The sequence below is a fragment of the Sphingobacterium sp. genome (assembly GCF_039596235.1).
Taxonomy (GTDB): domain Bacteria; phylum Bacteroidota; class Bacteroidia; order Sphingobacteriales; family Sphingobacteriaceae; genus Sphingobacterium.
Window position 1 is genome coordinate 338,199 of the sequence record NZ_JBCNKE010000002.1, and the last position, 16,969, is coordinate 355,167.

12 protein-coding genes are annotated in these 16,969 nt (G+C 39.9%); 5 read left to right on the forward strand and 7 right to left on the reverse strand.

Translation table 11 applies throughout. The features are described 5' to 3' along the window. Positions 1-278: 278 nt before the first annotated feature. Both ABDW32_RS05620 and ABDW32_RS05625 read right to left on the reverse strand, forming a co-directional pair. On the reverse strand, positions 279-1,010 hold the full coding sequence (locus ABDW32_RS05620) for a DUF1080 domain-containing protein (RefSeq protein ID WP_343560271.1): 732 nt from the start codon (positions 1,008-1,010) through the stop codon (positions 279-281). Between the two features lie 127 nt (positions 1,011-1,137). Continuing rightward, positions 1,138-1,869, reverse strand: coding sequence for a methyltransferase domain-containing protein (locus ABDW32_RS05625; protein WP_343560273.1), 732 nt, complete (start codon positions 1,867-1,869; stop codon positions 1,138-1,140). A 442-nt stretch (positions 1,870-2,311) separates the two neighbouring features. Between ABDW32_RS05625 and ABDW32_RS05630 the strand changes: the two genes are divergently transcribed. Continuing rightward, entirely contained in the window at positions 2,312-3,400 is a 1,089-nt protein-coding gene (locus ABDW32_RS05630; protein WP_343560275.1) for a porin, read from the forward strand. Positions 3,401-3,609: 209 nt separating this feature from the next. Here ABDW32_RS05630 and ABDW32_RS05635 read toward each other — a convergent pair whose 3' ends face one another. Continuing rightward, entirely contained in the window at positions 3,610-4,611 is a 1,002-nt protein-coding gene (locus tag ABDW32_RS05635) for an aldo/keto reductase (RefSeq protein WP_343560277.1), read from the reverse strand. Positions 4,612-4,693: 82 nt separating this feature from the next. Continuing rightward, entirely contained in the window at positions 4,694-5,602 is a 909-nt protein-coding gene (locus tag ABDW32_RS05640) for a helix-turn-helix domain-containing protein (protein ID WP_343560279.1), read from the reverse strand. Between the two features lie 283 nt (positions 5,603-5,885). Here ABDW32_RS05640 and arsC point away from each other — a divergent pair, with 283 nt between their 5' ends. Continuing rightward, positions 5,886-6,242: an arsenate reductase (glutaredoxin) gene (arsC, locus tag ABDW32_RS05645; RefSeq protein ID WP_343560281.1), complete on the forward strand. Its 357-nt coding sequence runs from the start codon at positions 5,886-5,888 to the stop codon at positions 6,240-6,242. A gap of 112 nt (positions 6,243-6,354) precedes the next feature. Here arsC and ABDW32_RS05650 read toward each other — a convergent pair whose 3' ends face one another. Then, complete coding sequence (locus ABDW32_RS05650) at positions 6,355-6,951, reverse strand: DinB family protein (RefSeq protein ID WP_343560283.1); 597 nt, start codon at positions 6,949-6,951, stop codon at positions 6,355-6,357. Positions 6,952-7,005: 54 nt separating this feature from the next. After that, on the reverse strand, positions 7,006-7,530 hold the full coding sequence (locus ABDW32_RS05655) for a cyclic nucleotide-binding domain-containing protein (protein ID WP_343560285.1): 525 nt from the start codon (positions 7,528-7,530) through the stop codon (positions 7,006-7,008). Between the two features lie 281 nt (positions 7,531-7,811). On the opposite strand from ABDW32_RS05655, the gene ABDW32_RS05660 reads away from it, so the two are divergent. After that, the gene (locus tag ABDW32_RS05660) at positions 7,812-9,023 is read left to right on the forward strand and encodes a DUF1266 domain-containing protein (protein ID WP_343560287.1); all 1,212 of its coding nucleotides are present in this window, start codon (positions 7,812-7,814) and stop codon (positions 9,021-9,023) included. Between the two features lie 160 nt (positions 9,024-9,183). After that, positions 9,184-9,675: a hypothetical protein gene (locus tag ABDW32_RS05665; RefSeq protein WP_343560289.1), complete on the forward strand. Its 492-nt coding sequence runs from the start codon at positions 9,184-9,186 to the stop codon at positions 9,673-9,675. A gap of 156 nt (positions 9,676-9,831) precedes the next feature. On the opposite strand, the gene ABDW32_RS05670 is transcribed toward ABDW32_RS05665, so the two are convergent. Continuing rightward, the gene (locus tag ABDW32_RS05670; RefSeq protein WP_343560291.1) at positions 9,832-15,468 is read right to left on the reverse strand and encodes a DUF3320 domain-containing protein; all 5,637 of its coding nucleotides are present in this window, start codon (positions 15,466-15,468) and stop codon (positions 9,832-9,834) included. Between the two features lie 242 nt (positions 15,469-15,710). On the opposite strand from ABDW32_RS05670, the gene ABDW32_RS05675 reads away from it, so the two are divergent. Continuing rightward, positions 15,711-16,868: an Atu1372/SO_1960 family protein gene (locus ABDW32_RS05675; RefSeq protein WP_343560293.1), complete on the forward strand. Its 1,158-nt coding sequence runs from the start codon at positions 15,711-15,713 to the stop codon at positions 16,866-16,868. Positions 16,869-16,969 lie beyond the last annotated feature (101 nt).

Below are 16,969 nucleotides of genomic sequence, written 5' to 3' on the forward strand. Positions count from 1 at the left end.
TTTATAAATTTTTGAAATGTCCGATGACGGGCGTTACTGTTCGTTTTCGAACAGTAAACGTAAGATTTGGCAAGGCATCTGGTACAATGATACTAGCTCCAAAACCAATAGCGCTTATAAACTGCAGTAAAATCGCATGGATTTTATTCCTCATTTATACTGCGCAGATCAGGGCTAAATAAAGAAACGGTTTGGATGAATAAACAGGATAAGCTATAAAAAAGGTCTTTCGTTGATACAAAAACGAAGGACCTTTTTTGAAAGCTAATCTAGAGGCCCTATAATTGCTTTATCTTTAGATTTCGAAAGGATACACCCCTTGACCAATCTTGAAGCGCGAGCTTGCCACTAATATGTTGACCGAATTCCGGAAAATCTTTGAATGTGCTATGTTTGACCAGGTCTTTCCATTTTTGCGAATTGAAATCCATTTCAGCTGTGACTGTACCATTCAGGTAGAAGGTTATCTTACCGTCTTTTTGTACAATGCTTGATTGGTTCCAATCGTCTTTAGCCTTGGTGCTGACAAAATTTTGTTGAGGCAAAAACATGTAGAGACAACCTGCACGTTTCAATGGTTTGTCAAAGTCAGGATGTGAATCTGCGAGCAATTGATATTCAGGGCCTGAGTGATAAGTCGCATTGATATCCGGCTGTTCCTGTACATTGACGAAAACACCACTGTTACCTTCTTTTTCCAGTTTCCATTCAAATTTGAACTCGTAATTTTTATAGTCAGTGTTGGACACAAGATCATATTTTTGACTTTCGTTGTTTGGATCACAATAGATTGTACCATTTCGTACCAACCAGGCAGTCGGTGCTTTTTTCTCATTGTTGTAGGTATGCCAATTGTTCAGGGTAGTGCCGTCAAATAGGAGTTGCCAACCTTCTTCTTGCTCTTTCTCAGTCAATGTATTTGGCGCACTTGCTTCGTTATTACACGAATAAAATAGGCAGCTGATACAGGTAGCCACTGCAATTTTTTTGAATAGGTTTAAGTTTATCATTGTTTAAAGTTTGTTGTATATGAATATTTTAGGGATTTGATATACTAAAATAAATTTTAATGTTTGCTTTCCATTATAAATGCAGGCTCTTATGCAAATTTGTTACACGGAAAGCCAATATAGCAGACTACTTTTCAGCCGAAATAATCAACATCATCGGCCTTCTCAATTCATCGCGCATTTCTGGAAAATTTTCGAGCATTTCAGTACTGGGCTCAGGCTCAACACAAGCCTTTATTTTAAATCCGCTTTGTAGAATGCTGCTGAGATAAGAAGTAATTGTTCTATGGTATTTCAGGATCGTATTTCCCAAAAATATTGTCTCTCTGGCTCCCAAGAGAAAATAATTGTCTACAGGCCAATAGAGCTTGTCCCCATCTTTGTTGTAGATCCAATCTTGGTTACCCTGAGCGGTAAAGACCGGATGCTCGACCGAGAATAAAAATCGGCCTCCTGGTTGGAGCCAATTGTATATGTCCCCACAGAGTGCATCAAAATCTTTTATGTAATGGAATGCCAAAGAACTGATCACCAGATCAAATTGACCGGATCTGAAAGTAAGCTCTTCAATTGCATTTCGTTGGTATACGATTCCTTCCAGTTTATTGATCTGTTTGGCCTTCGCCAGCATTTTTTCGGATAGATCTACCCCTATAACGGATTTTGCACCATTTTCAATCACATATCGACAATGCCAACCATACCCACAACCTAAATCCAGCACAGCATTCTCCCTCAGGTTTGGTAAGAGCTTTTGAAATTCATGCCATTCCCCAGCTCCCAATAAGCCTTTCTGTGAACGGTACATTTTACCATATTCTTCGAAAAATTTTGGATCGTCGTATTTATTTTCTTGCATCTATTTGTGGCAGATTAAGTTTGTTAACTATTCTTGATTGCCAATTTACATATTATTCGTGTTTATTGTTTTTATTTTTCGATCGTTTAAATCAGCGTTCAATTCTCATTTTGATAAAGTAACCCTGTCATTTTGATAGGATCTGGCTATTTTGATTTTAATCTTTTCTTTTTGAATCTGTTGTCTTTTAGAGTTTTATGGTATTAGTGCGAACTGTGGAATATTGTTTGGCATATAGGGACAACGTAGATAAAAATGAAGATGATTAGAAAAATAGAACAATCGGCACAGAGCCCGCCCATATTGAAGCTGATATACCGACCGCGGATGATATGACATTTGGAATAAAACGGTCTAGGTCTAGCAGAATAAGAATGACGGGAAAATAAATGTCAAAGCCTAGCTATAAGAATAGAATAAATGACAGTCAAAAATTAAATTAATGAAGAAATTAAGCCTGTTGACCTCTCTCGTACTTGTGTCAACAACATCAATATTTGCACAGAAAGACACAACGAAAAATAATCCGGTTTCATTCAACGGATATGTGGAAGCCTATTATATGCGGGATTTCAATAACCCGCTTGGAAATACACGTCCGGCTTTTGTTTACAGCCATAACAGAAATAATGAGGTGAATATTAATCTAGCCCTGCTAAAGGCTACCTATAATACTGAAAATACGCGGGCCAATGTTACCTTGGCAACAGGTACTTACATGAATGCGAATTATGCTGCAGAGCCTGGAGTATTGAAGAATATCTATGAAGCAAATGCCGGTGTACGCGTCTCAAAGAAGTATGATTTATGGATCGACGCCGGTATTTTCTCCTCCCATTTAGGTTTTGAAAGTGCCATTGGCAAGGATAATTGGACATTGACCAGAAGCCTTTTTGCCGATAATTCGCCTTATTTTGAAACGGGCGCAAAAATATCTTATAGCGCTGCATCTGGAAAATTATTTCTTAGCGGACTTGTGTTAAACGGTTGGCAACGTATACAGCGTGTCGATGGCAATAGTTTGCCTGCCTTCGGACATCAGCTTGTATATAGGCCGACCGATCATTTAACGATCAATAGTGGATCTTTTATCGGTAGTGATAAGGCGGATAGTGTCAGACAGATGCGTTATTTTCATAACTTATATGCTATTTACCAGTTAAATAAACAGATTGGATTCACCGTAGGTTTTGACATTGGTGCTGAACAGAAGGAAAAGGGGAGCAGCAAATATAATGTCTGGTATACCCCGGTATTAATTGCGCGTTATACTGGATCCGATAAATTCAGTTTTACTGCTCGGGGCGAATATTATCAGGATAAAAAGGGCGTCATTATCCCTACCGAAGCAAAAAATGGGATCCAAATATTTGGCTACTCGCTCAACGCCGATTATGCAATTCTGCCCAATATACTTTGGCGGACTGAAATACGAAATCTGACCAATAAGGAGGCAATTTTCCTAAATCGAAATAATAGTTTGGTGAAAAATAGCGCAACAGCTGTTATGGCCTTAATGATTAATTTCTAAATTAAAACAACCTTGCTGTTGGATGAATATACAACAGCAAGGTTACCGAAATGACATGCAAAAAAATACTGCACCCTATTTTTAGGTGTATAGCTATGTCTTAATGCAGTAACGGATTGAGGTATAAGATTCAATCAAACAAATACAGGATAGTATAGTCATTTTGTGTAAAATGCATGCACTACCCCGTATCGATTAAAGTTGATTTATTAATTGTTGACCAATGCCATGGCACCTTCGCTATAACGAGCGCCTACGTTTGGATATTTCCGAAGTATTTCTTCGATAGCGTTTAGATCCGAATCCGACAATTGCACGTTGATAGCACCTGCATTTTCTTCTAGATACTTTCTTTTTTTCGTACCTGGAATCGGAATGATGTCATCTCCCTGAGCGAGTACCCAAGCCAGCGCCAATTGTATCGGAGAACATTGTTTATCTTGAGCTAAGCGCGCAAATTCAGCAATCAAACGAGCATTATTCTCCGCATGTTCTCCCTGATTCCGGGGAAGTGTCCTTCTGAAATCGTCTGCTGCCAGGCTATCTAAATTTAAGCTGTTGGAAAATAGACCTCTGGCAAGTGGTGAATAAGGAATTAAACTGATACCCAGATTACGCACCGTCTGTAGTATTTCTTTTTCTACATCCCTTGTTAGCAGAGAATATTCACTTTGCAGTGCCGCAATGGGATGAACCGCATTGGCTTTAATGATCGAAGCCGGCGATGCTTCGCTCAGTCCCAGATATCTTACTTTTCCTTCTTTGACCAGTTCCGCCATCGCGCCTACAGTATCTTCGATAGGGATATTCGGATCCACCCGATGCGCATAATACAGATCTATGGTATCGATACGAAGTCTTCTGAGACTATCTTCGACAGCGATTTTTATCCAGGCCGGTGATCCGTCAAAATAGGTGTTTGCAGTGCCGCTAGGTCCGGCCTGTCCATCCTTGAAACGAAAGCCGAATTTTGTAGCAATAAATACCTTATCACGATTGGGAACCAGAACTTTTGAGATCAGTTCTTCGTTGGCGCCATTGCCATACATGTCCGCCGTATCCCAGAAGTTTATACCAAGATCCAACGCCCTTTCTAGTGTAGCGATACTCTCTTTTTCGTCTGTAGGTCCATAAGCAAAACTCATTCCCATACAACCTAATCCAATAGCAGATAACTGTTCGTTTGTTGTGCCAAGATTTCTATATTTCATAACTGTTATATTTTGTTCAATACAAAAGTAGGGAAGGTATCTTGTGTCTTACTTAAGACAATCAAACAGATAATTATATTATTCAAACAGCCGTCATCCGTAATTGGTTTGGTGACATTCCAGTATGTTTTTTGAAAAAGTTCGTAAAATAAGAAGGGTATTCAAAGCCTAATTTATAGGCGATATCAGCGATATTCCAATTGGTGTGCAAGAGCAAGGCCCGGGCTTCCTGTGCAATGCGGCTGGCGATATGTGCACTGGTGGTTTTACCTGTTGTTTCTTTTACAGAACGGTTCAGGTGATTGATATGCACCGAAAGGGCATGGGCGTAATCCCCTGGGCTTTTCAGCTGCAAGCCGGTATCCAAAGTGGTTACTGGGAATTGACGTTCCAGGAGTTCTAAAAATAGACTAGATACCCGGGTGGATGCATTCGTATATGCACCAAATTCCTGAGCAGGGCTTGACTTCATTGTCTCATGGATCAATAGATGAAGGTAACTGCGCAAGACATCGTCTTTATGTGCATAATTCGAATTCATCTCCGACAACATTTTTTTGAAGATTGTTGAGATTTCTTCCAGTTGTTCTGCATTTGGAAAATAAATTGGGTTGCTCCCGATTTTAAAAAGGGGAGAATCCTTTAAACTCTCTATGCGTTCACTATGTTGAATAAATTCTTCCGTAAAGACACAATACCATCCAGATTGAGCCGTAGATTCTGGTTCCCAGGCATAAGGTACAACTGGATTGGCAAATAACATCGCAGGTCGATCGATCTGTATCCATTTATCAGCATAATATAATTTACCCCGACCTATGATCAATGAGGTTTTATAAAAATCACGGCGGTTATAAGGGGAAACCACGGTACAGGATTCTCGGCTAAACACATTGAAATGCCCAATACCCGTATTATTAAGTGGCAAGTCTACGTTCGCAAAGCCCGGTTGTCTTTTGTAGAAATCTGTTACACTTTCAGCTGAGTTCATACCACTAAATTATAAAATTCGTTTTAAAATTCATGGTCATTTATACCTCTATTTTACCTGAGGTATGCCGATAAATGTGATGCATCTCAGGTAAATAGGCAGAGTCTGTCTATATAAGTAAAACCTGTTTAATATTCCGTTTCGAATTTTTATTAGCTTTGATGCGTTTATTGATTGTCTATCGAGTCATTACTTTGAAGTTGTCAGAAGAAAAGAAATGTTAAGATAGCAACCCATATCAATTCGAAAAATAAACGCAAATAAAGATCCAATAACAAAAACAATGATTAAAATATACCATAATAACCAATGCAGCAAGAGTTGTGCTGCGCTAGATTTTCTGCAAGAGCATGCCGCAGATCTGCAGGTGCAAGAGTATCTTGAAGAAGTACCCAGTAAAGCTGAGCTTATTGAAATATTGTCACAACTTGGGCTCAAACCATTAGCGCTTATCCGAAAGAATGAGGCTCTATTCCTCGAAAAATTTCAACATCTTCAATTGACGGATGAGGAGTGGGTTGAGGTGATGCTGCAAAACCCCATATTGATAGAACGGCCTATCGTCGTTAAAGACGGTAAAGCGGTTATCGGCCGTCCCTTAGAAAGAGTGATTGAGCTCTTTACACCGCGATCATCCTAATGGCGCGATAATAGTTCTTTTTTTCTCATGAAACAGATACTAAATATACTTGCAGCGGTACTGGAGATTTTCAAATTATTTGCATAGTTGAAGTATCGTTAGCTACTCTATCTTAACGCTGGTCAACTGTCGGTAAAACCTGACTTGTCTGATCGATCGTGGAGTAATTTGAAAGGATTGTTTTTATCTGTTCAAGATGCCTGAGATTGTGGTTGACCAGAAAACGAAAGGTGTCCCCAAGACGGATTTTTATCCATTTATTGATGGAAATATTTGTTCGGATTTTGCTGAGATCTTTTGATTTTGCCTGTTCAAGTAATTTCAGGAAATTCTGCTGTTGTCTCAAAAAGATGTCAAGCACATTTTTGTCCAATTGCTTATGGATAGGATCCATCTCCGGGAATGTTTTCATTTTGTTGGGCCGATCTTTTGGAAGTATACTTTTTGCAAAATAATTTCCTAAAAGGCCTCTATTGAAATAGCTTGCTGCATTCGATTGACTAGCTGCCATTCTGCTTGAAATTTCGGACAAATAGAAGTTTCCATAGAGATTGAGATGTGCGATACACTCTAAAATATTCCATGAGTTTTTATGGGGCCGATTATTGAGATCCGCCAATGGTAGCGCTTTCAACGATTCAACAAAAGCCATATGTTCCCCTGTTTGTATGCAGAGCTGTTCAAGCAACGCTAAAGATTTATATTTCATTTTCGTTTTTTTGTTAAAATACACGAAAAAAAAAGGTAAAAAAATTGATTGAACTCAAGATTTTCTGATCCGTGAAAAAGTCTCAGGCGTCATCCTCAAATAGTTGGCAATATGCTTATTGGGAATGATTTGGAATAAAAGCGGGTTTCTCTTAAAAACACGTTCATAGCGGATTTTAGGGGATTCCTGCAATAGATCCTGTTCTCTGTCAAGCTGTTGTTTCACCAATCCCTCTAATAGGTTGATGTATAGATAAGTGCGCTCAGGACTGCTATAGATGAAATGCATAAAATCTTCTTTTTCCGCCACTAACACTTCAGTTTTCTTGATGGCCTGAATAACAAAATCTGAATTGCAACCATCAAGGAAGGAATCCATGGCCACGATCAGATCTCCAGTATAACCTAGTCGGATAATCTGTTCGGCATCTTGTTGGAAGATCGAAATTTTAAGGCTGCCTTTTTGAATGAAGTATATTTTTGAGTCTACAGTACCGCTGTTTTTGATCAGTTCATTCCGCTTGAATGTAAGCTTTTTCTTAAAAATGACAGGTGTAATCAGATCGTTGAATACAGTCATGTTTGATGTTGCTTTAATGAATGGAGCTCGCATAACGATGAAAATTACTGCTGTTATCTTCCTTCAAATATAGAGTTTTCGCCTACAGATATGGTCGGACTCCAGACTAATATGGATTTCTGAATAAAAAGTAAATATTTATTTTCAGATTTACAGCAATAAATCGAAATCTTAAGCCCATAAAGGCAATAACGGGCAGTTAAACGCACCGTGCGGTGCCTTTGGGGAGCATCGATAAAATGTAAATAAAAATCATTAGCAAAAAATAATATTTTAAAACTATGTTTAAATTTTTCAAAGAATTATTGAGTGCAGCAAAGGAGGGAGTAAGAGAAGCGAAGGAAGAACTCGCACAGGAGGCCGAATTGGATCAAGAAAAGAAAAAGCAGATCAACAGTAAGGATATGCTCAACGATATTCCTTATGAAGAACAATTTGGTACAGCGTTAGGAGCGGCATTCCGCGTTATCGTCTTTGGCGATTGGTTTACCGTATTTGGCAGTGCTGGTGACGATGGAACTTATCCGGTTCATCTATATCAGTTTGGGACTTATCCCAAACAGGCTGAGTACCATGATGAATTGGTGAAACTATTGAAAAGGGACTTCGCTATTGCAGATACCGAAAGCTGTCTCCAATTATTAGCGGGATATTTTAACTTGCTCGGAATTAAGACAGGAGGTACCGTCTTGGAAGGTCGGGAAGATCAAATCGACAGTGGAAGCTGGGACATTAGCAAACCCGGTGTGGATGCACTTGCCATTACTGTCAGTAGTCATATCACGACTGCTGCAGCTGATGTCGGCTATCTGCCAAAATCAGCCGCTTTGGACATCTTGAAAAAGCTTTCTTCCTACGCAAGATTGCACTTTAAAGATTGGCATACATTCTCCGAAAAATTTTTGGAGGGGGAACATCATGTTGGGCTGAACAATAAAATCGGAAAATCTTATTTGAAAAGATATATTGGCTATTTAAGGGAGAAGGTAGGCAGTCCTTGGAATAATATTGATTGGAACACCCAACCAGTCCAAAACCGTGTGCTGTCAGCTATTGCCTGGACGTTTCAGGCCAAATCGTATCAGAGTGCCCAGGAATTTGATGCCGATGTTGCGGAGTATCAGCGTGATATTTTAGCTGATCAGGCGCAGTGGGATGCCAATGAAATTGTGGTCGATGCGCCCGAAATTGAGCTTTGTTATATGTGTTGGATCAAGGGAATGGAAGATTTGAATCCCAATGAAGTACTATTGGATGATGAAGAAGAGGCTTTTGATGAGGATAATGGAGATGATGGATATTTTCAAGTAGAAATATGTGCCCGAATCCAAGCTTCCAATGGGAAGAATTTCACCGCATTGGATCTATTGTATCAGATGGAGAAACAATTGATAGGCAAAGAGCTGGGGGATCACATATTCTTTGAATGGCTTGATCGTGTCGGGAATCACTCCGGCGACATACCCCTGTATTATATCAACTGTGGAAGCTAGTCTTACATATATCCCTATCTTATTTCCCCGTCGGCAACCGAAATCTGTATATTGAATTAAATTTGATAATTTAGCGCAGTTAATTAATTGCCGAATTAGATATGTAGACGTTCTTTTGATGTCTGGAGAGAAACACAAATGTCGCTTAACAAAGAGAAGAATGTATTTATACCTTATATTTTTGACAGGTTTGGTACTCTTTATTGTACTATTTAGCCTAATTTTCAGGAAGTATACTGCTGGATTTAAACCCGAAAATAATCAGATCAGTTATGAAGCTTCAGCTGATATCGTAGGACAACAGATCAGAAAGATTTCATCCCGTCCTTTCCTGTTTGGCTTGGAAGATAATCTTGTCAGCGATGAAGATTTCTATTTTGATGATGTAAACTTTTATGCTATTGATAATAAACAGCAAAGAAAGGCGGTTTTCCCGCTGGCGGATATTATCGAACTGAGCAAGACTTCGCTAACAATTACCAATGATAGGGTCTGGCAGGTCATTATTCAAAAAGCTGACAATCACAAAATAGTATTTAAGTTTACGCACAACTATACCCTATGGAATAAAGATTTTGTTAAATTTTATAAGAAAATAGCGCAAACAAACCCTGCTGCGATAAAATCGAAATGGAGTCTTTGGACAATGTAGCGAAAATGAAGGTTATCCAATTTGAGAATAATCTTCATTTTCGCATTGATGCAAGCAGAAATTTTTCGACGCCAAAATGATGGGAATCCAATAAAAATAATCCGGCTCCTTACATCGGATATTGAAAAGATGATAGATCAGGCTACTCAACCTGATCTATATGACAACAATTCTCCCCTTTATTGATTTCCAATAGCCCTGTTGTAGCAGCTTATCAATTGAATTGTCGATAATGCCATCAATTTGAGCGCCGGTCTTCGAAAAGGCGAATGCTCTGGCTGTGGCGCGTATAAGATCCTCTCTTAATAGACTGAGGCTGTTGTCCATGACCTCGATCAGTGCGAGCTCTATTTCCTCAGGCGCAATATCTTCGATCGGCCGTTTTTCGAGGGTATTGTCGCGGTAATAGGTCAGCGCTGAGTCCGATTGTTCCTGATCCCAATAAAAACTTTGATGGGAAATTTCCTCCTTTACTCCGGGCAATTTTCTCGTGAGTTCAGTTAAATACTGGACAAGTTTTGATGTGGCTCTTGTGATGTTCCATAGACGTAGCACTTTGCGAAAGAGATAATTTTGACTAATTGGAGATTCCGCGCGGATGATCGTCCGGATCTGCTCACTCAATACCGCTCGATAAGCCTCATCATAGATTAATTCTGGACTTACTATGGTCATTGGATTGACTTTGGCACTTATATAAGGTTGCATTTTAGTCGAAACAATTGCATTGTCGGATAACACTGAAAGCGTGGTTTTTGACTTTATTTGGGAAGCATCGATGATGATAGGCTCTTTTGCCGTTGTGTCATTGACGATGCGTTGAATTTCCGCTTTAATCTCATTCAGTATTTTATCTTTGTTTTTTATCCAATCTAAGGTCCAGATGCGGTAAATATTCCAGCCCAGTGATTGTAGTACGTTCGGAATAAGCAATTCCCTGTCATTGGTTGTTTGTGTATTGAAGTAGTTTTTCCCGTCAACCAATATTCCCAGAATATATTGATGTGTATGTATCGGATCCACAATACCAATATCAACGCGATAGCCCGAAGTACCAATATTTGTTTTCACTTTTAGACCATGTCGTTCTAAATATTTCGCGATCGATCGGATAAGCGTATATTTTTCCTGATCATGGGCTATGGCTTCAGTTTGCTGCAATACACCTTTTTCGGCGAAGTTCAAAAAGGCTTTTAGCCCCTCCACACCAGCTGAACTGGTACGGTTTAAATCAATCTGATCTCCTTTTAGTGAGGAGAAAACACGCATTTCGTATCGCGCACGGGTCACAGCGACATTAAGCCTGCGCCAACCCCCATCGCGATTCAAGGGGCCAAAATTCATCGAAACCTTGCCATCTTCGTCTGGCCCGTAGCCAATGGAAAATAGAATAAAATCACGCTCGTCACCCTGGACATTTTCTAAATTTTTAATAAAAATAGGTTCATCTCCCTGTAGTGCTGTTTCCTCTAAGTCGGGATGCGCTGAAAATAATGACTGCAACAAATCTTCAATCAAATTCTGCTGCGTTTGACTAAACGTGACAACACCAAGGGAGCGATGGGGATGATGTTCCAAATGCTGCTTGATATATTGGATAACTGCCTCGGCCTCCTTGAGGTTGGTTCGGGTTTTCCCCTTGTCATAATGGCCATCGATAAATTGAAAACTTACTTTCTTATCCTGATCGTCATGGGACGGAAATGTTAACAATTTGTTTTCATAAAAATTAGCGTTACTGAATGAAATCAGGCTTTCATGTTTACTACGGTAATGTCGCAATAGGTATTTAGATGGAACGGACAGGGCGAGGGTATCATCCAGGATGCTTTCCAGATCTTCTAATTCAAGATGATCTTCGTCAATTTTATTGCTGGCAAAGAAGCTTGTTGGTGGCATTTGTTTCGGATCCCCCACAATAATGGCCTGTTTAGCCCGGGCAAGGGCACTGATAGCTTCCGATGTCGGTAGCTGCGATGCTTCATCAAAAATAACCAGATCGAAATGATCGGTATTGACATCAAAATATTGGGCGACCGAAATTGGACTCATCAGCATACAGGGTTTTAAACGCGGGAGTAAAGTTGAAATCTGATCAAACAAATGACGGATACTGACTCCGCGACCTCGATTTCGGATTGCCCGTTGTAAGATGCCAATTTCTGAACTATGAACTGCTTCTTGGGAGAGGTTGGGGATTTTGTTACTGAGCTCTAAAACCAATTGTTCCCGCGCCAATCGCGTAAACTCCTGATGAAGTGTCTTGTATTGTAAAATCTGTGCATCATATACAGCTGCATCAAAACCATTTAAAATGCTGGACTGATCCAAAGAATTTACAAAGTAATTGAGATGCAATACACTTTCCATATCCCTACTCAGTGCGTCTTTATTGATTTTATTCGATTCCAGTAGATCGATCAACCAGGATAGTCCCAGCTTTATACCCTGATCCTTATAGTAGTTGTATCGGATCCAGTCCTCAAGTTGATCTAAATGCTGCTTTATTTGCTCTAAAACATCAATCTCTGGAATATGAACTAAAAATGTCGAAATAGCCTGATGCTTATCTGCGTAATGCTGGAGCGTTACAATAAGTGCAGGTATGCTCAACTTTAGATCTATATGTGCGAGTAAATAACTGAGCCAAGATTGAAAGTTTTCAAACCTGAGCTGTTGTGCCAGTTCGGTGAATGCCCGCAATTCTTGCTGATGCTGTTGTAGTGAAGCTAAGTTATAAGTATTGCCTAGGAGATAATAACTCGTCGCCTCGTTTATCGGATAAAATTGTGGCTCTGCTAAATTCTTTGAAATCCGATCAAAGGAATTCTTTTGATAAAAGAACTGATCAACCTGCTGTTCGGAAGTGATTTTGTTAGTAGCAAAACCATTTAAAAATTTTTTTACTTTACGTTGTTTCAGCCATTTGGGCAGAAACCAGGAATGCTTTGACTGATTCCAGGTGGATTCAATCAGATTCCAGTCGGTCGTAAATATTCGGTTGCCAAAATCTGTAACAAGCGTATTTTCTAGCGTCTGTTTTTGGCTTTGCAATTCAATCCAATGATCAAGTAAATTCTTTTGGCGAACATCAAAGCAAACATTGACAATACTCTGATGCGCCGAAAATTGACCAATCTTTTCGAGAAGTGTATATAGCGGGACCTTGTTTTCTATCCAATTGTTGGTGAGATTCAATTGCAGGTCCGATAGGGCTTTTGTTGTCTCAAAGTATGCCTGTATGTACTCTTCGATAGATTTCTCGATATTATTTTTATGGGCAAAGTTCTGATCCTTCAAGTGGATCAACTGCAATGGATGATTGTCGATAGCGGGTAATTTATACGTTAATTCTCCGAACGGGATTGCCCAGTCCTGCCAGTTATTCCAGGTTTTTTTGTCAATATGTTCGAGCTGCAAGGAGAGTAACCAGTCCGTGTTGATTTCGATCTGGTGACTGTCCAAATAAGAAATTGAATCATACAGGCTCCAGCCTACTGCAAAGGGCCGATGTAATGCGTCGACATATTGACTTAATGTTGCTTTGCGCTGGTCGATACGTTGCGCTTCTTCCTGAAAATCGATATGGCTTTGATATTTGGGTGTTTCCAGGCTCTGTTCCAATTGCCGTAAGACATCTGATTTTTTGGATTTATTTGAATGTAACTCTAGACAGAAGGAGCCTAAGCCAATTTTTTCCAGACGGCGATGTACCACATCCAAAGCAGCCTTTTTAGCAGCGACAAAAAGCACTTTTTTGTCATTCGCTAGTGCATTTGCAATAATATTGGTGATCGTCTGGGATTTACCCGTACCAGGAGGGCCATGTAATACAAAGCTCTTATTTGCATTGGAATGACGTACAGCTTCAAGTTGTGAATTGTCTGTTGGAATGGGCAGCGTTAATAAAGAGGAAGGGAGCTGCTCCAGATTTTCTGAATCGCCGGTAATATCCAATAGGTCCGAAAGCCGCCCGTCAATCAAGCTCTTTACAATGGTACTTTTTTTAATTTCTTCGGCATATTTGGATAAGTCTTGCCATAGAATAAGCTTGTTAAAGGAGAAGTTTCCAAGGACAACCTGTTCCTGAATATCCCATCCTTCCAGGTTTAAAATAGACTTTCTTAAAATGGCAAATACTTTTTGGACGTCAACCCCCGACTCATCCATAGGTAGCACCTCAAGCGCATTGAGGTTAAGCTTAAATTCCTGTTTGAGATATTCCAGTAATGTAATATTGATCATGGTTTCCTCTTCACGGCTTCGGAGCGTAAACTTGCTGTTTACAGATCTGCGTGATAATTCAACAGGAATCAATAGGACAGGGGCAAGTCTAGGCTGTTGATTGTTTTTGGGTTCAAACCACTTCAATAAGCCTACCCCCAGATACAAGGTACTCTTTCCGTTTTCTTCTTCGGCCAACTTCGCATTGCGGTACAGGTGTGTTAAAATAATATCTAGATCATCTTGATGGTAATAGGTTAGTAAGCGGTTGTATCGGAATTCATCATCGGCGAGCTTGAACAATGGCTCCGAGGAATGTAAAGGTTCTGAATAAAGATTGTAACGACGTAAAACCTCTTGACCGTTGTTGGGGTGTATGGTAAGTGATTTTCCGTTCGATAGATGATCTTCCAAAAGATTGGTTTTCAGATCTACTATTTGTAACATACTTTTAGTGAACCGGAGATTCAATAGGTTATTTCTGAGTGAAAGGTCGAGCAACTTTCGTTCCCAGACTTTTTGTTTTGTTAAATCTTTGACTTCACTGAGAACGAGATCCAATTTGTTGTCATCGATGTTGAAATAATCGATAGCCTGGTTTTTTGCTGATCTAGGGGTATTGTTTATTGTTGCACTGTTCAGCTCCTCCCTTCCTGTAAAAGGTAACGGAAGGATCCCATGTGAACGGGCATGTTTGATATCCAGGGATAAGATAAAATTGTTTGCATGTAATAGTTGCGTTTCGGCGATATTCATTGCTTCCCGCATGGTAAAGGCATTTCCTCGACATAAATGGGTAGACTCGATCAAAGCGATATCATCAATTCCATGCGCGATCCGTTTCGAAATAGCGGCTTGATCATAATTGACAACAGCTTCCAGGCGCTGGTCGCTGAGCCAAACGCCTATAAATGCATGCCCTCGGGTGACAATAAGAATCGGATTCAGATCGATTGCTTCCAGACAGGCGGCAAATAATAGAGAGATATCGATACAGTTCCCAAACTTCGTTTCCCAGATCTGATCGACCAGACGAATACGCTGACCTTCAGTTTCAAAACTTGTGGGCATGGCACTGTAGGTAATATTGATATGTAGAATAGCCTGATATAGCGCCATTACTTCTTGCAGGACACGATCTTTGCTATTGGATTGATAACCCAAAAACGCCGGCGTTAACCTGTTTTTTTCAAGAATTTTGACCGCCTCTGCTTTAATTGTGTAGATAATATCGTGATTGGGTAAAACGTAAGAAGCCAATAACTCGGGGTATTTACTTAATCCGCCAAAATAATCCATCGGTAATACGTTTACGCTGAATTTTTGCTGATATAAGATTTCATTTTTGGCATAAATCGTACAGGTAAGCGTATCCAGATCTTTCTCTACCAGATTCCGGATAAATGGAATGTTGTAATCGAAAGCTAAATTTTCCAGTGTTACTGGTGTTCCTTCCAAAAATCTGTCTATATGGAATGTGTAAGGGCTAAACAATCCGATTTCAGAAGTAATCTCAATTTTGACCTGTTCAATATCCTGGGTGATCGCGGTGATTTTTATTTTTTCCACCAGCGACAGCTTATGGAAACAGAAGCTATAATTAAAGTGAGAAGCGTTCTCTATTGCAACCTGAAAACAAGCATTAGTTTCGATCATTTTAAAAAAAATATATTAGTTTAAAGATATAGAAAATTTATATACTCCCTATTGCTTTATGCGCTATTTCTAGCTGTCGTTTTGCGTATAATTTTTGGCAAAATAGATAAAGAAGGCGTTTTTAATTTTGTGTCAGATTTAATAAGTAATTTAAGATGAGAAAATTATATGCTTCCTTTATTGGAGTAGTGTTAGCTGTGTTGACCAATGTTGTTATGGCGCAGGCTCATAAAACACAGGTCTTGGTTCTTATTCATTCCGATAAAGGCGGAACGTATGAATTAGCCAAGGAGCTTGCAAAAGGTATCGAGCGTAGCGGTAAGATACAGGCTGTGGTTAAACTGGTGAAACCATCATCTGAACCAAAGCTGCGTAGTCTTGCGGTGGCAACAGTAGAAGAACTTCCCAATTATGATGGAATTGCTTTTGGATCGCCGGTTTATTTTGGCAATATAAGTACAGCAATGAGCGAGTTCCTGTCCAAAACAGTAGATCTGTGGTCTCAACACGCCTTGGAGGGGATCCCTGCTACCGTGTTTATGTCTGCTGGGACTGGTGCAGGGAAGGAATTGGCATTGCAGTCGTTCTGGAATAGCCTGGCGGTACATGGCATGATCCTGGTTCCCACCGGTATTATGGGGAATGACAAAATAGATAAATCCATTCCCCAGGGAAATACAGTCTTGGGAACAACAAGTCTTGCTTCATTGACAGCCAACGAAAGACCCAGCCGAGGTGAGCGCTATCTCGCCGAGCTGCAGGGAATGAACTTTGCGAAAGTTGCCTTAGGTCTAGCGGGTACAAGGGAAAATAAGGCTCTTGATAAAAACAGTAGCCCAGCCAACCAGGATGTGGTATCTATCCATAATCGCTTACGGGAAAATAATATTGTACTCCCAAAAGTGCCCCAGCCAGCAGGAAATTATCAACCTTATGTGCGTTCAGGAAATTTGGTCTTTATCAATCAGGTGGCCCTTAAGGATGGTAAAATATTTAAACCCGGAAAATTAGGAGTAGAGGTAAATGAGCAGGAAGTGAAAGATGCTACCGCAATAACAATGCTGAATGTACTTTCTGTCCTTAATGAGGCAGTTGGCGGAAATCTAAACCGGGTCAGACGCTGCGTACAGTTAACTGGGATTTTCAATACGAAAGACGATTATAGTAAACATGCAGACCTGATGAATGTGGCATCAAATCTTGCTGTTACTATTTTTGGCGAAAAAGGGAAACATGCCCGGGCAACTTTTGGAGCTTCATCTTTACCGGTAAACTCATCTGTAGAGATACAGGCAGTCTTCGAAATTGAATAGCTAGATAGCCATTCGTTATAGATAGGAGAATCTACAAGAGGATCCTGACCAATCAACTGAATTTAGCGGGCTGATGGATATCTTAAATAAAAAAGCGGATC